Genomic DNA, 22,619 nt, shown 5'->3' with positions numbered 1-22,619 from the left:
TTGTTGGATTAAATAAATAAATTTTGGCTATCTGATAATAAGTCAAAAAGTAAACATTATACTCCTATTATAAAATGCACGTATTTATATATCAGTCTGTTACTTTCGGAACTTCAACGCTACACTACTCGTCTAACCACCATGCTACTTCTACACCGCGCTGTATTACTTTGTGCTTTACCGGCCTTACTCCTGGGTAGCTGCCGCTCCGCCGACCGGATCATGTTTAAACCCAATCCGGCGGCGTTGACGACGCGACTGCCCGCCCTGGAAGTTGCGGTGGAAAACGGGCCTCTCAACCGCGTTGAGGATGAAGCCACCACCGACCCGATTCAGATTTTTCAGCGCGAAGCCAAGCAGAACCTGCTTGAGCCAAACGACAGCAGCGCCAAATTCGGCTACATGAAGCTGCAGGTGACGGAAGCTTGGATCACGCGCGGTGGCAAAGGATTCCACGTTATTCAGATGCTGGGTATGCTCACGCCCAGCCTGCTGGGCATCCCTATTGAGTACTTCCGCACCAAGCTGCGTGCCGAGCTGCAGGTAATTGATGCCAATGGAGAGGTTGTGGGTTCCTACATAGGTACGGGCAGCTCCAACGTGCGGGTGGCTATGTACCACGGCTACTCCCAGACAGCCGCGCCCCGCCTCGCTGATGCCGAAGCTCTGCGCCAGGCCCTGGCTCAGATCAAGCCCCAGCTCGACAGCGCCGCTACCCGCCTGCGGACCCATCTCATCACGGCCGGCCCCATGTTGGGCGAAGGCACTCCGGATGGTACCGGGCAGGAAATAGAGCTGGCGCCTGCGGCGGCTTCTACCACCCAGCCGCATGAGGACTAAGCTGCTAGCCTCAGCAGGCTGATGTTAAAACCGCTCTGGCACCCTGCCGGAGCGGTTTTATTTTTTTGGTCTTTAAACCCGAAGTTAGTTGGGGCCTCTATACAGCATCGCTCATTTGTTCGTTACTGCCCTTATGAAGACCTCACTATTGACCGTTGCCCGCCTCAGTACGCTGGCTTTGCTGCTGCTGGGCAGCCCTCATTTCTCGGTGGCCGCCCACACGCCCAACCCCGTTCGCCAGGAAACTCAGACGTACATCCAACAGCAGGTGCTGCCGGTAGTACGCCAGCAGAGGCTGAAGCTCGACGCCCAGCTTAGTGCCGCTGACCGGGCGCAGGTGGCTGAGTGCCGGGCGCAGCTCAGTTCCCTGCAGAAACAGCAGCGGGAGTTTCGGCGCAGCCTGCAGCCGGCCGGAGCGCCCAAAGGCCAGCGCCCGGAGCTGACGGAAGCCCAGCGCCAGCAGGCCCGCGACCTGCGCGAAGCCCGGCAGAAAGTAGAGCGGGAGGTAAAGCAGCTGGCCAAAAAGTACGAGCCGCAGATTCAGGCACTGGCCGCCGAGGTGCAGCCGCAACGTGAGAAATGGACCACTGACCTGCAGGCTATCCGGCAGAAATACACCCAGCCCGATGCCAGCCAGCCCCTGGACAGCAAGCCCCAAAAGCAGCGTTTATCAAAGCCTGACGCCCAGTTTACCGGCACGCGTTTCCTGCTGTTTGATCCGGCTGCGTCGGCGCGCTCTTCCGCCTCGGCCGTTCTGTCGGCGCCCGGCCGTATGAGCGTGTACCCTAATCCAATAGAGCCGCGCAGCCAGGTACAATATGACGTGCCAAAGTCCGGCAGCGTGCTGATAGAGCTGCTCGACAGCCGCGGCACCACCCTGCGGACGCTCTTGCAGGCGGAGCAGGAAAAAGGCAGTCACACCTTCGACCTGCCCACCCAGGACCTCAGCCGGGGCACGTACTACCTGAAAATAACTACCCGCACTGGTACCGAAACCCAACGCTTCGTCAAGAATTGACCTTGCCGATAAAGCAAAAGAAACGCCGACTCCTGCAGGAGCCGGCGTTTCTTTTGTGCCCCTCCCAAACAGGGGCCGATGGCGGCCGTATCTTTGTAACCTTATGGCCACACGCTTTTCACTTGGTATCTTATTTCTGGGGCTTCTGCTGAGCCTGGCAGCCTGCTGCGGCAGCTCCACCTGCGACGACTGCCAGGATGCGCACGCTGACGCTATTTATCTGCAGTTCAGCGTCGATTCTTCGGCGACCGGCAATGGCTTCCGGGCCGCAGAGCTGGATACCATTCAGCTGATCCGTCAGGCCGTCAGCGAAAAAGTAACGCCCCGCCGGGATACGACCCGCATAGTCCTGCGCCGAACGGCCGTAGCGGATTCTATCCGGCTTGACCGTACGTTGCCCTTCCCGGCCCGCGACACCCTGGTGACCGAAGACTACACATACAGCATCCTGTTGCCGAATGCCAAACCCGCCCAGCGCTACGAACTGACAGACGTGAACATCGAGGGAAGCTTTGAGGCCGATGGCTGCTGCACCTGCTACCGCAACCGCGTGAAAACACTGCAGCTGGATGGGCGCCCCCTGGACCTCACCGACCCGGCCGGCAACAACGGCATCGTGCCCATCAGGCTCACCCGCAAGTAGGCAGCCGCCGCCCCCCTTTTCGCGTATACGCCGGCATGGCCCCCGGCCGCCACATTGTGGCGTGCCCCGGCCAGCCCCGACTGTATGACAAACGTGAACACGCTGGAACGCCCGGCCTCTACCGGCTTCTTTCCTTTCAAGACTTCGCTCAGCTTCGAGCCCCTTATCAAGTACTGGAGCAGCCGCCAGCACGATGCCAACGCGGGCACGGCCGCCCTGGCCCGCGCCGTGATGACGCAGGTAGAGGAGGCTGCCTGGAGCCGGGGTTGCATCACTGATATGCACGATTTGGAGTGCGGCTGTGATCTGACCGAAACGCTGATGCTGGCCGTGTTTCCGCCGGCTTCTTTCAACAAGGATATCAGCGGGGTGACGCCGCCCTTTACCCGCTATAGCTTTTATCAGACGCCGCGCTTCAGGGAAGTGCTGCTCAATGCCAACAGCACCATCAAGCAGCCGCTGAATGTAGACGCGGCCACCCTGGAAATCTACATGGCGCGCATGGCGTACCTGCTGATTCTGGAGAAGGTATACGACGTGCAGCTACCCTGGAATACCACCATTGTATTCACGGTGCCCGATTACAGCATTGGCCTGTACCGGCACTACGGCCTCGATTTCAACTCCACGTTTGTGGACGTGCAGGTAGTGGGTACACCTCCGGAGCTCACGCCGGAGCAGATAGAGCACTTAAGCCACAACCTGCACCGGCTGGACGTATGGAAGGAAATGCTGCCGCCCGAGCATTTCGAGCTGAGCGGCTTCAACATTATGCACCTGGTAGACGTGACGGACCAGGAAATCCTGTCGGAGCTGAAGTACGACCTGCTGGAGCGCGACGTGCTGCAGGCTTCCGACCGGCTGGAGCAGATTCAGGAAAAGCTGCGGGTACTGTTTGGCCGGCCGTTTCTGCAGCTGGGCATTGCCGCCTACGACGAGAAAAAGCGCGCCTTCGTTGATTTTGGCCGCAAAATCAACCACAGCTTCATCACCAAGCAGCTGGCCAAGCAGCAGGAGGCCAGCGCCGGCTTCCGGCAGATCTACGCCCGCCTGATGGTAGACCGCCAGCCGCTGATTCTGGAAAATGTGGAAACCGCCGACCTGCCTGAGGACCTGCGCCAGCAGATCCTGGGCCTGGGCATTCGCTCGGCCATCCTCGCCTTGCTGCCCTACGGCGACGATACGGTGGGTTTGCTGGAGCTGGGCTCCCCCCAGATCGGCGACCTGGACGAGTTTTGCCTGGAGAAGGTAAACCAGTTTGTGCCGCTGTTTGCGGTGGCGGTGAAGCGCAACGCCGAGGAAATCCAGACGCGGGTGCAGGCCATTGTGAAGGAGAAGTTCACGGCCATTCACCCCACGATGGAGTGGCGCTTTACCGATGCCGCCCTCAACCTACTCAGCCAGCTGGAAGACGGCAACAAAAACGCTGAAATGGAGGACATCATCTTCCACGAGGTGTACCCGCTGCACGGCTCCAGCGACATCAGGGGCAGCAGCACGGCCCGCAACGAAGCCATCCAGGCCGACCTGATTGAGCAGCTCTCTTTAGCCAACAAGGCCCTTAAAAAGGCCTCCGAGCAGCAGGCCCTGCCTATTCTGGACGAGCTGAAGTTCTACGTCAACAAAAACCTGCGCCGCCTGCGCCAGAGCCTGGTAACGGGCGACGAGGTAACCATCCTAGACTCCTTGCGCACGCAGGTGGAGCCGCTGTTTGAGTACCTGGCCCAAAATACGCCGGAGTTGCGCCCCGTCATTGCCGAGTACTGGAACCACATCGACCCGGAGCTGGGCATCCTCTACAAACGCCGCAAAGCTTTCGAGCAGAGTGTGACCATCCTCAACGACATGGTGAGTGACTACCTCGACGAAGAGGAAGAAAAAGCGCAGAAAATGTTTCCGCACTACTTCCAGCGCTTCAAAACCGATGGGGTGGAGTTCAACATCTATGTGGGCGCCTCCCTGGTAGAAAACAAGCCGTTTGACCTCATCTTCCTGAAAAACCTGCGCCTGTGGCAGCTGCTGGCTATGGTGGAAATCACGCGGCGCACGGCGGCCCTCAAGAAGCAGCTGCCGCTGCCGCTGGAAACCACCCAGCTGGTGCTCATCCACGGCCAGCCGCTCAGCATCCGCTTCCGCCAGGATGAGCGGCAGTTCGACGTGGACGGAGCCTACAACATCCGCTACGAAATCATCAAGAAGCGCATTGATAAGGCCACCGTGCAGGGTACCGGGGAGCGGCTCACCCAGCCCGGCCACCTGGCGCTGGTGTACAGCCAGGCCCGTGAAGCTGCCGAGTACATGGAGTACATCGACTACCTGCAGGACCGCAACCTGCTGGAGCCCGAGGTAGAAGAGCTGGGCCTCGAAGAGCTGCAGGGCGTGAAAGGCCTGCTGGCTTTGCGGGTGAAGGTGAGGCTTTAATGTGCGAATGTGGTTGAATGTGGATAATGTGCCAATGAGGGCAATGTGTAATTGCGAGGGAGAGGCAAAGCAAGTCCGTTCTGGGCAGCGTGCTAAGCCCTGAAATGTAAAAAGCCCTTACTCGTGCGTGACGGGTAAGGGCTTTTTAGTGAAAGTACGGGAAACACATTTCCGAGGACAGATGGCTTCGTTGTGCCTCCTCGCAATGACGACTCACCAGCTCACACTTTCACCTTCATTGCCAGCCGCAACAAGGCCAGCCACACCAGCCCGGCGGCAAAGCCGGCCAGCACATCGGTGGCGAAGTGTACGTGCAGGTACACCCGCGTAGCCCCGATGAGTACTGCCCACGCGACCAGCAGCAGCGCCCATATCGGGTGGCGCCCGTGTTGCCACAGGAGCCAGGCCAGGCAACCGTAAAGGGCCATGCCAATCATGGCGTGGCCGCTGGGAAAGCTCAGGCCAGACTGGGGCAGCAAAGCCGAGTCGGGGCGGATGCGGTGGTAATGCAGCTTGAGCAGCTGGTTGAACAAGGCCGCGCCGGCCACCGCCAGCAGCACTTCCCAGGCTTCGCGCCGATGGCCGGCGCGGGCCAGCCCGGCCGGTATCAGCAGGCCCGCCGCCACCAGCCACGGCAACGATGCAAAAAACGTAATGGCCCGGACCCAGGGCGTCAGGCCCGGCCAAGCGGCCCGCAGGGAATCCAGCTGCTGAAACGCCCAGCCATCCAGCGCTGCCGACCTTTCCACAAACACCACGCGGGTGAGGTAAAAAAACAGCAGCAGCGCAGCCCCAAACACCAACCCCAGCACCGCCGCTTCGGTGGTGAGTACGGCTAGGCGGGCCAGCAGACGGGCAAGGTGGTTGCGCATACGTTGTGTGCTCAACGCAGGCGGGCCAGATGGGGTTAGCGCCCCGGCCACCCAGGCGCCAAAACAAAAAAGCCGGCCCTGAAAAGGACCAGCTTTCGTGGTGCGCTCGGAGAGACTCGAACTCTCACACCTTGCGGAACTGCCGCCTGAAGACAGCGCGTCTACCAATTTCGCCACAAGCGCAGCTATTTGTCTCAGGCCTGAACTCTTAGAAGAGTAGCCTTTTGACGTTGCAAAGATACGGGCCTATTTCCGGGAAAGTCAAGCCAGGGGTTAATATTTTCGTAAAATAAATTGCGAATGCGCGCTACTGAGCCTGTTTTTCAACTAATTGCGGGCTGCGCTGAAAGCGTCTTCTAATCATTTTTTCCAGGCGTCGGATCAACGGAATGGCAATCAGCAGCCAAGTAATGCCCGCCAGGAAGCCGGCCAGCACATCGGTGGCGTAATGTACCCGCAGGTACACCCGCGTAGCCCCGATCAGCAGGATCAGTAAGCTTAGTCCTACCATCAGCGCTACCCGCAGCCCACGGTGCTGCCGCACATGTGTGGACACTAAGTAAATGAGCAGCCCGTAGAAGCAGGCCGAAATCATGGCGTGCCCGCTAGGAAAGCTCAGACCGCTGGCCGAGGTGAGCGGCAGTAGTGGCCGGGGGCGCTGGTAGATGTTCTTGAGCACCAGATTAAGGCAGATGCCGCCCAGGGCTACCACCGGCACCATGAGCGTATACCAGCGGTGCCGCCGCAGCACCAGAAACCAGCCAATCAGCGCCAGGGAGGCGGCCACGATGAAGTTGCGGGAAGCCAGAAACGTAACCGCCTCCACCCACTGCTGCCGCTTCTGCCCAAAAAACTGCTGCGTCCAGCGGAAGGCCGCTTCGTCGAACGGGGCCGCGTGCTGGTCCAGCACTTCCCGGCTGATGTACAGAAAGCCGGCCACTCCTAATACGCCCACCAGCACCACCAAAGCAAACTCCGTGAGAAACAAGGCCGCTCCGGCCAGCAGGCGTCGTAGGTGGTTGGTCATGTCGGAGAAAGGTAGGTGAGCAGTGGCGGTGAATGTAAACCTGTTTTTGCAAAGCAAAGATGCTTCGGCTGCTCGGGGCGCTTGCCCTGGAGGAGCCCTACGGCCAGCAGCCCCTGTTATTGTCGGGGTACCCTAACCCGCCTCAGGCCGGTACCTCGGCCGTCAGAAACTCAATGGCCCGCCGCTCGGAGTAGTAACTGCCATCCGGCGCGCCCTCCCCAAACCCGACATGGCCGCCGGCTTCGGGTGTTTCTAGAAACACGTAGCGGCTTTGGGCAGCCACGTCCCGCGGAAAGCAGGCCGGCGGTAGAAAAGGGTCGTTCTGGGCATTCACCAGCAGCGTGGGCACCTGGATGCTGCCGAGGTAGCGCCCGGAGCTGGCATGCTCGTAGTATTCATCCGCTGATTTGAAGCCGTGCATGGGGGCTGTGTACCGGTCATCAAACTCCGGGAAAAAGCGCAGGTCATCCAGCCGCGAAATGTCCACCTGATCGGGTAGGAGTAGGGCCTTCTGCCGGATTTTCTCCCGCAGGGTGCGCATGAAGTTGTTGAGGTACAGCCGGTTTTCAAGGCGGGAAATTTGGTGGGAGCTGGCCTTCAGATCCGTAGGCACCGAGAAAACCGCCGCCCGCTGTACCTGTGGAGGCACGCGCTCCGGTTTTTCGCCCAGGTACTTTAGCGTCACGTTGCCGCCGGCCGAGAAGCCCGTCAGGAAAATGCGCTTGTAGCGCAGCTTGCTCAGGGCGTGGCGCACCACAAAGTCCAGGTCGTCGGTGTCACCTAGGTGGTAGGAGCGAAGCAGGCGGTTCATTTCGCCGCTGCAGCTGCGGTAGTTCCAGGCCAGCGCGTCGAAGCCCGCCTCGTTCAGGGCCCGCACCATGCCGCGCACGTAGGGCCGGTCGGCGTTGCCCTCCAGGCCGTGCGACACGATGCCCAACGTATCAGCGGCCGGCCCACTGGCTGGCTGCCGCGACCAGTCGAGGTCCAAAAAGTCTTCATCAGCCGTTTCTATCCGCTCGCGCTGGTAGCGCACCTCGGGCACCGTGCGCCACAGGCTGGGCACAATGGTTTGCAGGTGGGCGCTGAACATATACAGCGGCGGCTGGTAGGCAGAAGCAGCAACAAGAGGCATAAAGAAAGGAAAAGCATACGGCAGGAACCCGTAACCACCTGACAAGATACGGAAAAGGCGGCATGCATACTATATTCCGCGGTGGCAGCTGACCAGGCAGCGTCACTATTTCGGGCGGAGTATTTGCAGATTCAAACCAAAGCCCTACCTTTGCCCACCCAATTGAATTGATTTCGAGCAGAACGTCACTTTACCATACCCATGGCAAACCATAAATCGGCCCTCAAGCGCATCCGCTCCAACGAAGCTAAGCGCGTACTGAACCGTTACCAAGCTAAATCGACCCGCACCGCTATCAAGAAGCTGCGCGCCACTACCGATGCCTCGGCTGCTCAGGAGCTGCTGCAGAAAGTATCATCGATGCTGGACCGCTTGGCCAAAAAGAACATCATTCACAAGAACAAAGCCGCCAACAACAAATCGAAGCTGGCTAAGTTCGTGAAGTCGCTGGCTGCCTAAGCGGCAACAAACCAGCGTTTCTGCTCTAGTATAGACAAGGCCCGCGGCGCAAGCTGCGGGCCTTGTCGCGTTGGTGGCTTAGTGATTTATCGATACTATTGCCGGAGTATTTCTTGGTTTGATTCACAACTGTATACGATGTTCCTATGAAAATACTTTGCCGTTTGCTGCTGGCCGCTGGACTACTTTTATCGGGTAGTGTCACTGCTCAGAATTGGCGGCCCTTCCGGCCGGGGCTTATCTACACTTACCAATCGGCCGATCATTCGATGCGCTACCTCACGCGCCTCGATTCAGCCTTTAAGGAGGCCACAGACTCAGTGTATCAGTTTCGGCGACTGATGCGGCCGGAAGACGTGCGTAGTTCAGAAGCTACATCCTACTACGCTACGCCCAACGGACTCCTGGCAGCCCGGCTGGTGGTACAGCCCGGTACCTCGGCTTTCCGGTTGATCCGGCTGGCCGACCGGCAGACTGCGGCGCTTGATTTGCTGATTCGCCCGCAAACCCGCGAAAATGGCAGCTGGCAAGCTTCTCGGGAGCCTGATCTGCAAGCTACTATCACAAGCCGGAGCCGGGAGCTGGTATTTGGCGTGCTCGACTCCGTGCTGACCGTTCGGCTGAGTAGCGGGGCCGAGCTGCGACTAAGCAAGGCGCATGGGTTGCTGGAAGGACCTTTGGGATTGGAGACAGAACCAACAACGGCCCTGGTTCTGCAGGCCGCCATTGCCCCGCACCCGTGGGCGGAGGCCGACATGTATCCTACCCGGGCACTGAATTGGCAGGTTGGCGACGAGTTCGGTTCGCGTACCTTCTACTTGTATGGGTTGCCTTGCCAAACAACGTATACCCTGCGGCGCATCACGGCCCGCACGCAAACGGCCGACACGCTGGCTTACGAGCTGCTGGAGCAAAGCATTACCCGGCAGACCGGCCCCTGTAGTATTGCTCCGCCATCCGCCGTTTACTCCGCCGTGCGGAAGGCCCGCTGGGCAGTGTCTCTCCGTACTGGGGAATGGCAGGGTGCGCACTTTCCTTCCCTAAGCCTACTTACCTGGGAGTATGAGCCGCGGGCTGGTAGTATAGAAAATTTGGCGTCGGTGGCCCCCGTGGCAATGCCGCGCCAGCTCACGCAGGAATATGGCTTGACGAACGGCTGGCTTATCAGTTATGCCCTGCTTTTCCCCGATACCCGCCGGCCTGGCTTCTACAAAACCGGCTTAGACTTGTTGGGGCTGCGCACCACGTTGGCGGCTCCTTTTGGGGCGGTGAGCACGCCGCAGGAAGAACTACGGTACTACCGCCGCTGCACGGCTGGCGGTAGCTGCCAGGAGTGGGGCGAAAAGCAGGAGTTTTACTTGCTGCTCCCTACGGCAATTGCCCGTCAGCAGCCAGCTTCTTATATCTATCCAAACCCTGCGGCAAATCAGGCTATTCTGTCCTGGAACTCAGCCGGCCCAAGTGGAGCTATCTGTCTACTTGATGCTATGGGCCGGGTCGTGCACCGTCAGGCCATTAAATCAGGTCAGAACGTGCTGTCTTTGCAAGGCCTGCAGGCGGGTGTATATATGGTGGAGATACGTAGTCCTACAGCACCCATCCAACGCTTGCGCTTACTGCACGAGTAGTTCGGCGCAGATATAAAAAGAGTCCACCTTCTCAGGTGGACTCTTCTTGTTTTTCGATAATGAACTAGGAGAGATTACACAACCGTCACCTTCATCATGTTGGCTTGGCCGTGCTCCGTGACCGGAGTGGAGCCCGTGGTGATGAACGCGTCACCAGCTTTGAGGTGACCGGTGGTGGTGAGGATATACTTGATGTCGGCGATGGTGCTGTCGGTGCTGTTGAACCGGTCGTAGTAGAAGCCGCGCACGCCCCACACCAAACTCAGGGCCGTGAGCAACGGGCGGTTGTCGGTGAAGATGAAGATGTCGGCCTTGGGCCGGTACTTCGAAATCTGGAAGGCCGTGTAGCCTTTGTGCGTTACGCCGGTCAGCGCCTTGGACTTGGTGTTGCGCGACAAATGGACCGAGGCCGACAGCACGCTGTCCACCATGAAGGAAGGCGAGTTGGGGTCGACCGGGTAGAAGCGGTGGTACACGTCGGCCTGGCTTTCTACGCTGCGGATAGTGCCTACCATCGAGCGGATAACTTCTACCGGGTACTGGCCTACGGCCGTTTCGGCGGAAAGCATCAGGGCGTCGGCTCCGTCTATCACAGCATTGGCTACGTCGCTGGTTTCGGCGCGGGTGGGGCGGGGGGCCGTAATCATGCTCTCCATCATCTGAGTAGCCACGATGACGGGTTTGCCGAGCTTGTTGCACTTCTGCACAATCATCTTCTGCGACATCGGCACCTCCTCCATCTTCACTTCCACACCCAGGTCGCCGCGGGCTACCATCACGGCATCTGTAATGGCAATGATTTCGTCGAGGTTGCGCAGGCCTTCGGGCGTTTCAATCTTGGCTACCACGCGGGCTTCCTTGCCACTTTCGGCGATGAGGCTTTTGATGAAGCGGATATCCTCGGCGCGGCGGGCAAACGACAGTGCAATCCAGTCAACGTCATGTTCCAGGCCGAACTTCAGGTCTTCGATGTCCTTTTCAGTCATCGACGGGGCCGACACGTCGGAGTCGGGCAGGTTGATACCCTTGCGGGGCTTCACCAAACCGCCGTAGATTACTTCCACGTCCACTTCTTTGTCGCGGTCAGTGGCTAGCACGCGCAGCTCAATCTTGCCGTCGTCGATCAGAATCATGTCGCCGGGCTTCACGTCGCGGGCCAGGCCCAGGTAAATCGTGCTCAGGCGCGTGGCCGTAGTGATTTCCTTTTCGCCGCACACCAGCTTGATCTTGTCGCCGGCCTTGATTTCGACACCGCCGGCTTCCACATCACCCAACCGGATCTTCGGACCCTGCAAATCCTGCAGCAAGCCCACGTTGGTGCGCAGGTCTTTGTTGAGGCGGCGCACGAGGTTGATTACCTTCAGATGCTCTTCATGGGCACCGTGCGAAAAGTTCAGCCGGAACACGTCCACGCCTTCGCGGATAAGCGTGGCCAGCTTTTCATAGGTATTGGAAGCGGGCCCCACGGTGGCCACGATTTTGGTCTTGTTGTACTTGGGAAATGATTCCATGCAGGACGGTAACTGGTGACGGGTAACAGGTGACAAAAAAGCGGCTCAATGAAAGCAAGCAGGCGCGCGAAGCTCCCGCGGCGCGCATCGTGGGGGCCAATGTAAGGAATACCGGGCCACGATGCGCGCCGCGGGAGCTTCGCGCTACAATCTCAAAAGAGCAGATTTTCTTTAAATTTTAAAGAATTTGGGTCGAACTGGCAGGCGTACTGCACGGCTGGCAGCTCTGTGAGGCGGGCCAGCAGCTCGTCGCCGGCCAGGCTACCCGTGCCGTTGCTGACTTGGAGCAGGTAATCGTACTCCTTGATGTCGGGCGCCAGAAATGGTTTTTTCAGCGCCGAAGGATCCACGGAGCGGTTGCGCAGCAGGCGCAGGCTCAGCGTTTCGGTGGCGTGCAAGTAGTTGCTAATCACCAGGCGGCCGCGGCTGAGCAGGTCGTAGATGAGGTCCTGCTGTTTCACGAGGCGCAGGCGCAGGGCCGTGTTCAGCGTCCAGGCCAGGGTGTGTTCCCGGCTGGAAGACACGATGCCGAACAGGTCGAAGTCACAGTCGTACTCGACGTCGAGAGTGAGCATGGCAAGAAGAGAATAAGGAAGTCAGGGGCAAAGATACAAGCCGGCCGGGGCGGCTGCACGCAACGTCGGGTGCCCAGACAAGATTGCGTCTTTGTTTGACAATGTTAGGGAAGATAGTGTTATTTGTGGCGAGTTTTCTTTAAACCCCCACGGAAATGTCTGAAATCGCAGAAAAAGTAAAGGCCATCATCATCGACAAACTCGGCGTAGAAGCTTCGGAAGTAACCCCGGAGGCTTCGTTCACCAACGACCTGGGTGCCGACTCGCTGGATACCGTTGAGCTGATCATGGAGTTCGAGAAAGAATTCAACGTGTCTATCCCGGACGACCAGGCCGAAAACATCGGTACCGTGGGCCAGGCTATCAGCTACCTCGAAGAACACGCCAAGTAGTTTCTGGTAGTGAGTAGTTGGTATTGAGTACTGAGATGTTGCGCTTATTCCGGCCCTTGCGCCAATGGCATAGCCTCTCAGTACTCAATACCAACTACTTACTACTCACTACTGACTGCCATACTGCTTACCGGCCGGCTCGCCGCCGGCCGTTTTGCTTTTTTACCTTTTTAGTTTCGCTTCTCTGCGCCAGCCTATGTCTCTCCGGAGAGTTGTTGTGACCGGCCTGGGTGCCATTACGCCCCTGGGCAGCACGGTGCCCGCTTATTGGGAAGGCCTGCGGGCCGGAAAAAGTGGGGCCGCCCCCATCACCCGTTTCGACGCCAGCAAGTTCAAAACCCGCTTTGCCTGCGAAGTGAAGGGCTATTCGCCGGATAATTACTTCCCCACCAAGGAAGGCCGCAAAATGGACCTGTTCACGCAGTTTGCCGTCATAGCCTCCGATGAAGCTATCAAGGATGCCGGCCTGCTTGAAGGGGTAAACAAGGACCGCGTAGGCGTCATCTGGGGCTCAGGCATTGGCGGGCTGAAAACCTTCCAAGACGAGTGCTTCAACTTCGCCAAGGGCGACGGTACGCCGCGCTACAACCCGTTCTTTATTCCGAAGATGATTGCCGACTCCTCATCGGGTAACATCTCCATCAAGAACGGTTTTCGGGGTCCCAACTTCGTGACCACCTCGGCCTGCGCTTCGTCGTCGGACTCCATTGTGGCTGCCTACAACTTTCTGCGCCTCGGCATGGCCGACGTGATTGTGACGGGTGGCTCGGAGGCGGCCATTACCGAAGCCGGGGTGGGCGGGTTCAACGCCCTAAAAGCCATGAGCGAGCGGAACGACGACCCCGAAACCGGTTCCCGCCCCTACGACAAGGACCGGGACGGATTTGTGCTGGGTGAAGGCGCTGGCGCGCTGGTACTTGAAGAGTACGAGCACGCCAAAGCCCGCGGCGCCAAGATCTACGCCGAAATCATCGGCGGCGGCTTGTCGTCCGATGCCTACCACATTACAGCTCCTGACCCTACGGGTGAAGGCGTGGTGCTGGTGATGCAGAACGCCCTGCGCGACGCCGGTATCCGGCCCGACGAGGTAGACTACATCAACACCCACGGCACCAGCACCCCGCTGGGCGATGGGGCCGAAATTACCGCCATTCAGAAAGTATTCGGGGAAGCCGCTTACAACCTCAACATCAGCTCCACCAAGAGCATGACGGGCCACCTGCTGGGCGGCGCTGGCGGTATTGAGGCGGTAGCCAGCATCATGGCCATGCAGCACGGCATCGTGCCGCCGACCATCAACCACTTCACCGACGACCCCGAACTGGACGCCCGCCTGAACTTCACGTTCAACAAGGCCCAGGAGCGGGAAATCAACATTGCGGTCAGCAACACCTTCGGGTTTGGCGGCCACAATACGTCGGTAGTGTTCCGCAAATTCCGCGACTAATGCCCAAGCCCGGTCAGCCCTTGCCGCTTTTCGGCTTTTTCCGCCGGTTGCTGGGGCAGGACCGGGCTTTTCGGCAGGCCATTGCCACGCTCATCGGGCGCACGCCCGACAATATTCGGCTGTACCAGCTGGCTTTCACGCACTCTTCGGTGGTGCGCCAGCAGGGCGAGCAGGCCCGCCACCAAAGCAACGAGCGGCTGGAGTTTCTCGGCGACGCCGTGCTGGGTACAGTAGTGGCGGAGTACCTGTTCCGCAAATATCCCTACGAGCAGGAAGGCTTTCTGACCGAGATGCGCAGCCGGATCGTAAACCGGGAAAGCCTCAACGGGCTGGCGCTAAAGCTGGGCCTCGACAAATTGGTCCAGCTCGACGCTACCCAGGGACGGTCGACCCGCTCGCGCTCCGTGAACGGCAATGCCCTGGAGGCGCTAGTGGGCGCCGTGTACCTCGACCAAGGCTACAAAGCCGCCCGAAAGTTTGTGCTCAGCCGCCTCATCAAGCCCTTCGTGGATGTAAAGGCCATGACGCAAACGACCACCAACTTCAAGAGCAAGCTCATTGAGTGGGCGCAACGCCACGGCAAAGCCATTCGCTACGATCTGCAGGGCGAGGCGCGCCCCGGCGGCGTGATGGAGTTTACAGCCTCTGTGGTACTGGAGGATGAGGTAATTGCCACCGGCATGGGCCTTTCCAAGAAGCAAGCCGAGCAGCTGGCCGCCGAGCGGGCTTTAGTGGCGCTGGGCGTGTAGAAAATGCCACTGGGCTCAGCATGAAATAACCCTTATGCTCAAAAAAATACTGCTGGGCACGCTTTTGCTTTATGTGGTTTATGTGCTTGGCGGCATTGGCCTGATTGCTACGGGCGCTATTGATAAGCTGTATTTTCTACCCGGCTGGTCGGTTAAGGGCCCTAAGAGCGACAAGTCGGGCTTTGCGGCTGACGGCCCTTTGGTGTTTTACCAGGATAGCCTGCTGATCAGCAGCCGCATTGCCCCCCGTGGTGGCTCCCTGGTGCTGCTGACCGATACGCTCCGCCCCGGCGCTGCCACCTTGGTGACGTGCTTTGCCGACGAAACCAGCCAGGAGTTTCAGGTACCGCTGCGGTCGGAAAATCAGGTGCCGGCCGATACGTACGCCGAGCCGGAAAAGCTGCTGGCTGTTTCCGACATCGAAGGCAACTTCAAAGGCTTTCAGGCCCTGTTGCGTGGCGCCGGGGTAGTAAACGACAAACTCAACTGGCAGTTCGGCCGGGGCCACTTGGTGCTGGTTGGGGACTTTTTTGACCGCGGCCTCAACGTAACGGAATGCTTGTGGCTTATCTACAAGCTGGAGCAGGAAGCCGAGCAGGCCGGGGGCAAGGTCCATTTCATTCTGGGCAACCACGAACGGATGAACATGACGGAGCACTTCAAGTACGTGCGCCGAAAATACCGCGTGAATGCCGATACGCTGGGCGTACCGTACAACCAATGGTACACGCGCTCAACCGTGCTGGGGCGGTGGCTGCGCACAAAGAACGTCGTCGAAAAAATTGGGACTACGCTGTTTGTTCACGGCGGCATCGGCCCGGAGGTAGTGATGCAAAAACTACCCCTGACAAAGCTCAATGACCTGGCCCGGATCAGCCTCGACAAACCCGTTGCGGCCCTCACGGCGCTGGAGAAGCAGGTGACGCAGCCCCCGAGCAGCCCCGACTGGTACCGCGGGCTGGCGCAACAGGAAGCTTCGGCGGCGCACGTAGCGCAGCTGATGCAACTCTACACAGCTTCGCGAGTCGTCATCGGGCACACGCCGGTCGAACACATCAGTACGCTGTATGATGGCAAAGTAGTAGCTATTGACCTACCGCACCAGGAGCACACGGCTGCCGGCCGCCCGGTACAAGCCCTATGGCTGGAAAAAGGCCAGCTGACCATCATAGACAGCCAGGGACAGAAAAGCCCGTTGAAGTAAAGCCGGACTGTTCTTCGGGGCCGCGCAACCCAATCCGCCGAAATGCAGTTGCTTTGTGGGACCAACCTTTGCTTCCCACCATGCGAATAGCCGGCGCCGCCCTCAACCAAATCCCCTTCGACTGGACCCACAACCTGCGGAATATCCGCGAAGCCATTGAGCAGGCCCAGGCCGCCGGCGTGGAGCTGCTCTGCCTGCCCGAGCTGTGTCTGACGGGCTACGGCTGCGAAGACTTGTTTTTGAGCGACTGGCTGCCCGAGGCTGCGTTGGAGCACCTGCAGCTGATCCGGCCCTGGACGCAGGGCATCTGCGTGGTAGTGGGCCTGCCGGTGCGGCTGAATCACCGCACCTACAATACGGCTGCGGTGCTGCGCGACGGGCAGATTCTGGGTTTCGCGGCCAAGCAGTTTCTGGCCAACGACGGCGTGCACTATGAGCCGCGCTTTTTCCATGCCTGGCCCGCCGGCGAAACCACCACCGTGCCGTGGAAAGGGGAGGAGTGGACGCTCGGGGATATGATTTTCGAGCACCAGGGCGTGAAATTCGGCTTCGAAATCTGTGAGGATGCTTGGCGGCCCGACGACGTGCGGCCCGCCTGCCGTCTCGTCGACCGGGTGCAGCTGATCGTAAATCCCTCGGCCTCGCACTTTGCCATGAGCAAAACCGACGTGCGCTACCACCTCGTGACGGAGGCTTCCCGCAACTTCCGCTGCACGTACCTCTACGCCAACCTGCTGGGCAACGAAGCCGGCCGCATCACCTACGACGGCGAAATTTTGGTGGCCCGCCACGGCCACCTGCTGCTGCGCAACCAGCTCATGAGCTTCAAGGAAGTGGACATGGAGTGCGTGGACGTGGACTTCACCCAGGAACTGGCGCCGGCCGAAACCATTGCCCTATTACCCGCCCCCGATGAATACCGGGAACTGAATCAGGCGCTCAGCCTGGCCCTGTTTGACTACCTGCGCAAGGCCCGCAGCCGGGGCTTCGTGCTGAGCCTCAGCGGCGGCGCCGACTCCTGCCTGTGTGCCGTAGCCGTAGCCGAAATGGTGCGGCTGGGCACGACGGAGCTGGGCACGGCGGAGTTTATGCGCCGCTCGGGCTGCTTCACGGCCGAGGAAATCCAGCAGTTGGCCGGCCCCGTTGCTCCCGTGCCCGACCAGAACGCGCCCGGCCCGAAGGACGCATCCCTGACGGACCCCAGCCAGCACCAAAAGACCATCAACCAACAGCTAATGGCGCGGCTGCTCACCTGCGCCTACCAAGGCACCGTCAACTCGTCCGACGACACCTTCAACTCCGCCAAAGAACTGGCTGACTCGCTGGGCGCCGTGTTCTACAACTGGGAAATCGACGCGGAGGTGACCGGCTACACGGGCAAGATCGAGCAGGCCATTGGTCGGCCCCTGACGTGGAAGACCGACGACCTGGCTTTGCAAAACATCCAGGCCCGGGTGCGCGCCCCGGCCATCTGGCTGCTGGCCAACGTGCAGAACTGCCTGCTCATCACCACCTCCAACCGCTCGGAGGCCAGCGTGGGCTACTGCACCATGGATGGCGACACGGCCGGCTCCATCTCGCCCATTGCGGGCGTGGATAAGGACTTCGTGAAGAAATGGCTGCGCTGGGCCGAAACCGAGTTGAATTACCCCGCCCTGCGCCATGTGAACAGCCTGCAGCCCACCGCCGAGCTGCGCCCCCTCGAAGAAAAGCAAACCGACGAGCGGGACCTGATGCCCTACGTGCTGCTCAACCGCATCGAGCGGTTGGCCTTCTACGACCGGCTCAGCCCGCGCCAGGTACTGGCTACGCTGGTGCAGGAAGACCCCGCCGCCGATGCCGAGCAACTCAAAACCTACGTGAAGCGCTTCTACTCGCTCTGGAGCCGCAACCAGTGGAAGCGCGAGCGGTACGCCCCCAGCTTCCACCTCGACGACTACAACGTGGACCCGCGCTCCTGGCTGCGCTTCCCCATCTTGAGCGGGGGCTACACCCAGGAGCTGAACGCACTGTAGCAGTTTGGGAGGTTATTGCCAGCCGTTGTAGGTGCGGTACTTTGCTGAAATAACACAGCTCATTGCCAATACATTGCGGAATAATTGGCCCGGTTGGCGCAAGTTTTTTGGGCTAATCGGGCCTAAGCTTGCGTGACCCTAGGACTTGCGGCAGCCGCCGAAGACTGACCGGGTACCTTTTACTATTTTTCCGTTTCCGCTTCACTAGTGTACACTCTTCCGCTGCCCGCTACGCATCAGCCTACGCTTTTTGAGCAGCCGGCCATTATTTCAGCTGATGCGGAGTTGGTAGCGCAGTTGCAGGCGGGTAGCGAAGCGGCATTTCGGACCTTAGTAGAGCGGTACCAGAACCGCATCTACCGCACGGTGCTGGCGTTGCTACGGTCGCCGGAAGAGGCCGAAGATGTCGCTCAGGAGGTCTTCGTGGAAGTGTATCAAACCATTGGCCGGTTTCGGGGCGAAGCCGCACTCAGCACCTGGCTTTACCGGCTGGCCACTTCGCGCGCCCTGAAGCACCGGCGGCGGGCCCAGGCACGGAAACGCTTTGCCTATTTCACAAGTCTATTGGGTTTCGACAACCAGTTGATATCCGAGCCGGCAGACAGTGCACACCCGCAAGCACAAATGGAAGGCCAGCAGCAAGTAGAGCTACTGCTGGCGCACATTGCCCGCCTCTCCGACCAGCAACAGGTGGCTTTCACGTTGCGCCACGAGCAAGAGCTCAGCTACGAGGAAATAGCCGCCGTACTCAATACTACCGTGCCGGCCGTCGAGTCATTGCTGTTTCGTGCCCGGAAAACGCTTCGCACTCACCTTCAACCTTCCCTGCGCCATGTCTGATTCAGCTCCACGCCTACCTGCCGATGAGGAATGGGAAGACCTGCTGCGCCAATGGCGCGAGCAGCCCGCACCGCAACCCCGCCCGTACTTTTACAGCCGGGTGCGTGCCCGCCTCATCAGCAAAACGTCAGAACACCGGCCGCAACGCACCTGGGTACGCTGGCCTGCTTACGCCGTGATGCTGGGCATTGTGCTGCTGCTGAGCGGAGACGGAGCAGCCTTGCCGTCGGCCGAGCGCAACGCAACGCCAGAAGCGCCGCTTCATGGCCGGTAGCACTTGATGCCAACTCGCTAGTTGGCTGATTGGCTACGCTTCGGCCTAAACGGCTTGTGCGCTAATACGCCGTTGGAAAAGCGCTAAGCCGAATGTCTGACTACCTTTGAACCCTTCTTCTTTTTCGTAACCATGCCCTCTATGCTTGCTTTCGTTACCTGGGACGTGTCGCCCATCATTGCCCATCTGGGGCCGCTAACCTTGCGCTGGTACGGCGTGCTGTTTGCGTTGGGCTTCGTGTTTGGCTCGTTTATTCTCACGCATATCTACAAAGCCGAGCGGGTAAGTGAGCGGTGGGTTGATGTCATTACCATCTACATGATTGCGGGCACGGTGCTGGGCGCGCGTCTGGGCCACGTGCTCTTTTACTCCCCGGAGTATTACCTCACCTCGGAGCACTTCCTGGAAATCTTCAAGATCTGGGAAGGCGGCCTAGCCAGCCACGGCGCTACGCTGGGCATTTTGCTAGCCGTGTGGCTGTTCAGCCGCCGCAACAAGTTCGATTACCTCTGGGTGCTCGACCGGATTGTAATTGTAGTGGCCGTGGGCGGGGCCTGCATCCGTCTGGGTAACCTGATGAACTCTGAAATCGTGGGCCGGCCTACGGATGTGCCCTGGGCCTTTGTATTCCCCCGCGACACGGAGCACCTGCAGCAGGCCAACCCCGGCCAGACGGTGCCGGCTGGCTCGGTGCTGGTACGCCGCATCCAAAACCGCGACAACACGACGAGCATCGAAACGTCGCCCGCCGGGGCTGCCGTGGCCGCCGCTTCGGAAGTAGCGGTGCCGCGCCACCCCACGCAGATTTACGAGTCGTTGTTCTGCGTATTCCTGTACGTGCTGCTCTACGGGCTCTGGAACAAGTACAAGGACCGTACCCCGCGCGGGCTGCTATTCGGGCTGTTTGTGGTGCTGCTGTTCTCCTTCCGGTTCCTGGTGGAGTTCCTGAAAGAAGAGCAGGTCAGCTTCGAGAAAGGCATGTCCCTGAATATGGGCCAGCTGCTGAGCCTGCCGCTGATTGTGGTGGGCCTGTGGGTACTGCTGCGCGCCGGCAAAGACCCCAACAACCGCTATGGATACGCCGTGCGGGAGTAGGAACCACGGATTCGCGCGGATTTTTCGGATTTCACGGATTTTGTAGTCGTAAGTCCAGCAACAAAAAAGCCCCGCAATCTGCGAGGCTTTTTTGTTGCTCAGTCGTTGAAAAGCATTGATTGCGCCGTCCACAAAATCCGTGAAATCCGAAAAATCCGCGCGAATCCGTGGTTCTCGTCGTTGTTAGAAGCGGCGGTTTTTGGCGTTGAGGTCTTCGAAGGCCGACTTGAGGCGGGTAACGAAGGTCTGCTCACCGGCACGCAGCCACACGCGTGGGTCGTAGTACTTTTTGTTGGGCGAGTCTTCGCCGGTAGGGTTGCCGATCTGGCTTTGCAGGAAGCCTTCGTTTTTCTGGTAGTACCCGCGAATACCGTCCCAGAACGCCCACTGCAGGTCCGTGTCGATGTTCATTTTGATGGCCCCGTAGCTGATGGCCTCGCGGATTTCCTCCTGCGAGGAGCCCGAGCCGCCGTGGAACACGAAATTGATGGGCCGCTCAGCTTCCAGGCCATATTTCTCCTTCACGAAGTCCTGGGAGTTCTTCAGGATAACGGGCTGCAGTTTCACGTTGCCGGGCTTGTATACGCCGTGCACGTTGCCGAAAGCGGCGGCAATGGTAAAGCGTGGGCTTACCTTGCTCAGCTCCTCGTAGGCATACGCCACTTCCGAAGGCTGGGTGTAGAGCTTGGAGGAGTCCACGTCGGAGTTGTCCACGCCGTCTTCCTCGCCGCCGGTTACGCCCAGCTCAATTTCCAGCGTCATGCCGATTTTGGCCATGCGCTCCAGGTACTTCTTGCAGACTTCGATGTTCTCCTCAATCGGCTCCTCCGAAAGGTCGAGCATGTGGGAGCTGAACAGAGGCTGGCCGTGCTCGGCGTAGTATTTCTCGCCGGCATCGAGCAGGCCGTCAATCCAGGGCAGCAGCTTTTTGGCGGCGTGGTCGGTGTGCAGAATCACGGGTACCCCGTAAGCCTCGGCCATCAGGTGTACGTGGTGGGCACCCGAGATGCCGCCCGCAATGCTGGCTTGCTGCTTGTCGTTGGGCAGGCCTTTGCCGGCAAAAAACTGCGCACCGCCATTCGAGAACTGAATGATAACGGGCGAGTTCAGGTCGCGGGCGGCTTCCAGCACGGCGTTTACCGTATCGGTGCCGGTCACGTTCACGGCAGGCAGCGCGTAGCCATTGGCTTTTGCGTGTTCGAAAAGCTGCTGCACTTCGTCGCCGTGCAGCACGCCGGCGCGCAGGCCGGTAAGGGTTTGGTCAGCCATAGGGAAGGCAATGCGGCGCTGCCTCCGGTGAGGCCCGCGCCAGGGTGATGAATCAGGGGTCAATGATAGGAAAAAAGCGCGGCCCGCAGCAGCTTTCTACCCAGATAGATGGAGTTTCTACCGGCTAGTAAACCGCTGCGGGCCGAAAAAGTAAACTCCAAGCCAGGTTTTTTACAGCTTATACTGATACAGGGTACCCTGCTCGGTGCTGATAATGAGTGTAGAATTGTCGGTGAAAACAACGCCTTCCGTCTGGCCCGCGCCGTTCAGCGAAATTACTTTGGGGGTGGATTTGAGGGCATCTTCCAGGCTGTTGCCTTCCAGCAGGAACAGCTGCTCCCGGCCCAGCAGTGCCAGCAGGCGCCCATCGGGGCTAAGGTCGGCGCCGGTTACCTCTCCGCTGATGGCGATCCTGCTCAGCAGCTTAGCCGTATGCTTACCGGGCTGATCGGGGAGGGTGTACACTTTGCTGGTGCTGTGCTGGGCGCGGTCTTTGGTGAACAGATAAAGCTGCCCGTTGTGCCACAAAGAAGCCTCGCAGTCGAAGTTGCGGTCGGCTTTGGTAGGCGGAAACTCGCTCTGGTCAGCGTAGGCAAAGCTGATGCGTTCCACCTGTTGCGGCCGGGAGGGGTTGAGGCGGTAGATGACCAGGTCGCGGCGGCTGTTGTTGTTGTTGCCGGCATCCGTCACGAAGAGGTTGCCGCTGTTGTCCTGGGCTAGGCTTTCCCAGTCGGTGTTTTCTGCCGAAGAAAGCTTGAGGCTGTTGAGCAGCTTGCCCTGAGCGTCGATTTCAAACAGCACCGGGGCATTGCCCGCATCGGCGTGGGTGTAGAACGTGCCGGGCCGGGGGCCGCGGGCCAGCCCCGAGCTTTCGGGTACGCCGCCGCTGAGCTGGCCCAGGCGCTGCAAGTCGGCCACGGGCGCATTGGTTTTGTCTTTTTTGCCCTTCTTGCCGCTTTTTTTGCCTTTTTCGGCTGATTTTTTCTCTGTTTCGCCCGGTGTTTGAGCTTCGGAGCAGCTACTGGTAAGCAACAGCCCTGCCAGGGCCGAGGTAAGAACTGTCAGACGCATAATAAGTGCAGTAAATGCTGAAAAAAAGCTGCGGCAGCCACGGGCCACCACAGCAAGTCAACTTCTTATACGGGGAAGCGGTGAAATAGTAAAATAGTGAGCTGGTGGATTTGACGTTCCAGCGGCGCTGCTATTGC

21 protein-coding genes and 1 tRNA gene are annotated in these 22,619 nt (G+C 59.5%); 14 read left to right on the top strand and 8 right to left on the bottom strand.

Annotated features, from left to right (window positions below):
- Nucleotides 1-222: 222 nt before the first annotated feature.
- From I5L79_RS02590 to I5L79_RS02575, 4 genes are all read left to right on the top strand, one after another.
- Nucleotides 223-840, top strand: a complete 618-nt coding sequence (locus I5L79_RS02590; protein WP_196953450.1) for a hypothetical protein — start codon at nt 223-225, stop codon at nt 838-840.
- A 133-nt stretch (nt 841-973) separates the two neighbouring features.
- Nucleotides 974-1,858 carry a T9SS type A sorting domain-containing protein gene (locus I5L79_RS02585; RefSeq protein WP_196953449.1) on the top strand — a complete coding sequence of 295 codons (885 nt, stop codon included), beginning with the start codon at nt 974-976 and terminating at the stop codon, nt 1,856-1,858.
- Nucleotides 1,859-1,961: 103 nt separating this feature from the next.
- Nucleotides 1,962-2,501 (top strand): hypothetical protein, encoded by a 540-nt coding sequence (locus I5L79_RS02580; protein ID WP_196953448.1) that lies wholly within the window; start codon nt 1,962-1,964, stop codon nt 2,499-2,501.
- A gap of 84 nt (nt 2,502-2,585) precedes the next feature.
- Nucleotides 2,586-4,922 (top strand): GAF domain-containing protein, encoded by a 2,337-nt coding sequence (locus tag I5L79_RS02575; RefSeq protein WP_196953447.1) that lies wholly within the window; start codon nt 2,586-2,588, stop codon nt 4,920-4,922.
- 221 nt (nt 4,923-5,143) lie between these two features.
- Here the strand turns inward: I5L79_RS02575 and I5L79_RS02570 are convergent, their stop codons facing one another.
- The 4 genes from I5L79_RS02570 to I5L79_RS02555 form a co-directional block, all read right to left on the bottom strand.
- Nucleotides 5,144-5,794: a phosphatase PAP2 family protein gene (locus I5L79_RS02570; RefSeq protein ID WP_196953446.1), complete on the bottom strand. Its 651-nt coding sequence runs from the start codon at nt 5,792-5,794 to the stop codon at nt 5,144-5,146.
- A 98-nt stretch (nt 5,795-5,892) separates the two neighbouring features.
- Nucleotides 5,893-5,977 (bottom strand) — tRNA-Leu (locus I5L79_RS02565).
- A gap of 124 nt (nt 5,978-6,101) precedes the next feature.
- On the bottom strand, nt 6,102-6,821 hold the full coding sequence (locus tag I5L79_RS02560; protein ID WP_196953445.1) for a phosphatase PAP2 family protein: 720 nt from the start codon (nt 6,819-6,821) through the stop codon (nt 6,102-6,104).
- A gap of 142 nt (nt 6,822-6,963) precedes the next feature.
- The gene (locus I5L79_RS02555; RefSeq protein ID WP_196953444.1) at nt 6,964-7,953 is read right to left on the bottom strand and encodes a YheT family hydrolase; all 990 of its coding nucleotides are present in this window, start codon (nt 7,951-7,953) and stop codon (nt 6,964-6,966) included.
- A 201-nt stretch (nt 7,954-8,154) separates the two neighbouring features.
- On the opposite strand from I5L79_RS02555, the gene rpsT reads away from it, so the two are divergent.
- Nucleotides 8,155-8,412 carry a 30S ribosomal protein S20 gene (gene rpsT / locus I5L79_RS02550; RefSeq protein ID WP_088843362.1) on the top strand — a complete coding sequence of 86 codons (258 nt, stop codon included), beginning with the start codon at nt 8,155-8,157 and terminating at the stop codon, nt 8,410-8,412.
- 146 nt (nt 8,413-8,558) lie between these two features.
- Nucleotides 8,559-10,040 carry a T9SS type A sorting domain-containing protein gene (locus I5L79_RS02545; protein ID WP_196953443.1) on the top strand — a complete coding sequence of 494 codons (1,482 nt, stop codon included), beginning with the start codon at nt 8,559-8,561 and terminating at the stop codon, nt 10,038-10,040.
- Between the two features lie 74 nt (nt 10,041-10,114).
- On the opposite strand, the gene pyk is transcribed toward I5L79_RS02545, so the two are convergent.
- Together pyk and I5L79_RS02535 are read right to left on the bottom strand one after the other, a co-directional pair.
- Nucleotides 10,115-11,551, bottom strand: a complete 1,437-nt coding sequence (gene pyk, locus I5L79_RS02540; RefSeq protein ID WP_196953442.1) for a pyruvate kinase — start codon at nt 11,549-11,551, stop codon at nt 10,115-10,117.
- Between the two features lie 152 nt (nt 11,552-11,703).
- A complete protein-coding gene (locus I5L79_RS02535) occupies nt 11,704-12,126 on the bottom strand; it encodes an IPExxxVDY family protein (RefSeq protein WP_196953441.1) in 423 nt (140 codons plus the stop codon).
- Nucleotides 12,127-12,281: 155 nt separating this feature from the next.
- Between I5L79_RS02535 and I5L79_RS02530 the strand changes: the two genes are divergently transcribed.
- The 8 genes from I5L79_RS02530 to lgt all read left to right on the top strand — a co-directional run bounded on the left by I5L79_RS02530 (nt 12,282) and on the right by lgt (nt 20,142).
- Entirely contained in the window at nt 12,282-12,518 is a 237-nt protein-coding gene (locus I5L79_RS02530; protein WP_019948606.1) for an acyl carrier protein, read from the top strand.
- Nucleotides 12,519-12,714: 196 nt separating this feature from the next.
- On the top strand, nt 12,715-13,965 hold the full coding sequence (gene fabF, locus I5L79_RS02525) for a beta-ketoacyl-ACP synthase II (RefSeq protein WP_196953440.1): 1,251 nt from the start codon (nt 12,715-12,717) through the stop codon (nt 13,963-13,965).
- Nucleotides 13,965-14,714, top strand: coding sequence for a ribonuclease III (rnc, locus tag I5L79_RS02520; RefSeq protein ID WP_196953439.1), 750 nt, complete (start codon nt 13,965-13,967; stop codon nt 14,712-14,714). The genes fabF and rnc overlap by 1 nt, the downstream gene beginning before the upstream one ends.
- Nucleotides 14,715-14,748: 34 nt before the next feature.
- Nucleotides 14,749-15,918: a metallophosphoesterase gene (locus tag I5L79_RS02515; RefSeq protein WP_196953438.1), complete on the top strand. Its 1,170-nt coding sequence runs from the start codon at nt 14,749-14,751 to the stop codon at nt 15,916-15,918.
- 80 nt (nt 15,919-15,998) lie between these two features.
- Nucleotides 15,999-17,933: an NAD(+) synthase gene (nadE, locus tag I5L79_RS02510; protein ID WP_196953437.1), complete on the top strand. Its 1,935-nt coding sequence runs from the start codon at nt 15,999-16,001 to the stop codon at nt 17,931-17,933.
- Between the two features lie 207 nt (nt 17,934-18,140).
- A complete protein-coding gene (locus tag I5L79_RS02505) occupies nt 18,141-18,773 on the top strand; it encodes an RNA polymerase sigma factor (RefSeq protein ID WP_317191348.1) in 633 nt (210 codons plus the stop codon).
- Nucleotides 18,766-19,047, top strand: a complete 282-nt coding sequence (locus I5L79_RS02500; protein WP_196953436.1) for a hypothetical protein — start codon at nt 18,766-18,768, stop codon at nt 19,045-19,047. The genes I5L79_RS02505 and I5L79_RS02500 overlap by 8 nt, the downstream gene beginning before the upstream one ends.
- A gap of 141 nt (nt 19,048-19,188) precedes the next feature.
- On the top strand, nt 19,189-20,142 hold the full coding sequence (lgt, locus tag I5L79_RS02495; RefSeq protein WP_196953435.1) for a prolipoprotein diacylglyceryl transferase: 954 nt from the start codon (nt 19,189-19,191) through the stop codon (nt 20,140-20,142).
- Between the two features lie 183 nt (nt 20,143-20,325).
- On the opposite strand, the gene fbaA is transcribed toward lgt, so the two are convergent.
- On the bottom strand, nt 20,326-21,411 hold the full coding sequence (fbaA, locus tag I5L79_RS02490; protein WP_196953434.1) for a class II fructose-bisphosphate aldolase: 1,086 nt from the start codon (nt 21,409-21,411) through the stop codon (nt 20,326-20,328).
- A 171-nt stretch (nt 21,412-21,582) separates the two neighbouring features.
- On the bottom strand, nt 21,583-22,482 hold the full coding sequence (locus tag I5L79_RS02485; protein WP_196953433.1) for an SdiA-regulated/phytase-like domain-containing protein: 900 nt from the start codon (nt 22,480-22,482) through the stop codon (nt 21,583-21,585).
- Between the last annotated feature and the right edge of the window lie 137 nt (nt 22,483-22,619).

This window comes from Hymenobacter guriensis (genome assembly GCF_015773195.1).
Taxonomy (GTDB): Bacteria; Bacteroidota; Bacteroidia; order Cytophagales; family Hymenobacteraceae; genus Hymenobacter; species Hymenobacter guriensis.
This window is presented reverse-complemented; position numbering and strand designations above follow the sequence as displayed.

Bases quoted from the DNA above. Each gene is read 5' to 3' on its own strand.
- I5L79_RS02590 (WP_196953450.1), top strand. From the start codon at position 223: ATGTTTAAACCCAATCCGGCGGCGTTGACGACGCGACTGCCCGCCCTG.
- I5L79_RS02585 (WP_196953449.1), top strand. From the start codon at position 974: ATGAAGACCTCACTATTGACCGTTGCCCGCCTCAGTACGCTGGCTTTG.
- I5L79_RS02580 (WP_196953448.1), top strand. From the start codon at position 1,962: ATGGCCACACGCTTTTCACTTGGTATCTTATTTCTGGGGCTTCTGCTG.
- I5L79_RS02575 (WP_196953447.1), top strand. From the start codon at position 2,586: ATGACAAACGTGAACACGCTGGAACGCCCGGCCTCTACCGGCTTCTTT.
- I5L79_RS02570 (WP_196953446.1), bottom strand. From the start codon at position 5,794: ATGCGCAACCACCTTGCCCGTCTGCTGGCCCGCCTAGCCGTACTCACC.
- I5L79_RS02560 (WP_196953445.1), bottom strand. From the start codon at position 6,821: ATGACCAACCACCTACGACGCCTGCTGGCCGGAGCGGCCTTGTTTCTC.
- I5L79_RS02555 (WP_196953444.1), bottom strand. From the start codon at position 7,953: ATGCCTCTTGTTGCTGCTTCTGCCTACCAGCCGCCGCTGTATATGTTC.
- rpsT (WP_088843362.1), top strand. From the start codon at position 8,155: ATGGCAAACCATAAATCGGCCCTCAAGCGCATCCGCTCCAACGAAGCT.
- I5L79_RS02545 (WP_196953443.1), top strand. From the start codon at position 8,559: ATGAAAATACTTTGCCGTTTGCTGCTGGCCGCTGGACTACTTTTATCG.
- pyk (WP_196953442.1), bottom strand. From the start codon at position 11,551: ATGGAATCATTTCCCAAGTACAACAAGACCAAAATCGTGGCCACCGTG.
- I5L79_RS02535 (WP_196953441.1), bottom strand. From the start codon at position 12,126: ATGCTCACTCTCGACGTCGAGTACGACTGTGACTTCGACCTGTTCGGC.
- I5L79_RS02530 (WP_019948606.1), top strand. From the start codon at position 12,282: ATGTCTGAAATCGCAGAAAAAGTAAAGGCCATCATCATCGACAAACTC.
- fabF (WP_196953440.1), top strand. From the start codon at position 12,715: ATGTCTCTCCGGAGAGTTGTTGTGACCGGCCTGGGTGCCATTACGCCC.
- rnc (WP_196953439.1), top strand. From the start codon at position 13,965: ATGCCCAAGCCCGGTCAGCCCTTGCCGCTTTTCGGCTTTTTCCGCCGG.
- I5L79_RS02515 (WP_196953438.1), top strand. From the start codon at position 14,749: ATGCTCAAAAAAATACTGCTGGGCACGCTTTTGCTTTATGTGGTTTAT.
- nadE (WP_196953437.1), top strand. From the start codon at position 15,999: ATGCGAATAGCCGGCGCCGCCCTCAACCAAATCCCCTTCGACTGGACC.
- I5L79_RS02500 (WP_196953436.1), top strand. From the start codon at position 18,766: ATGTCTGATTCAGCTCCACGCCTACCTGCCGATGAGGAATGGGAAGAC.
- lgt (WP_196953435.1), top strand. From the start codon at position 19,189: ATGCTTGCTTTCGTTACCTGGGACGTGTCGCCCATCATTGCCCATCTG.
- fbaA (WP_196953434.1), bottom strand. From the start codon at position 21,411: ATGGCTGACCAAACCCTTACCGGCCTGCGCGCCGGCGTGCTGCACGGC.
- I5L79_RS02485 (WP_196953433.1), bottom strand. From the start codon at position 22,482: ATGCGTCTGACAGTTCTTACCTCGGCCCTGGCAGGGCTGTTGCTTACC.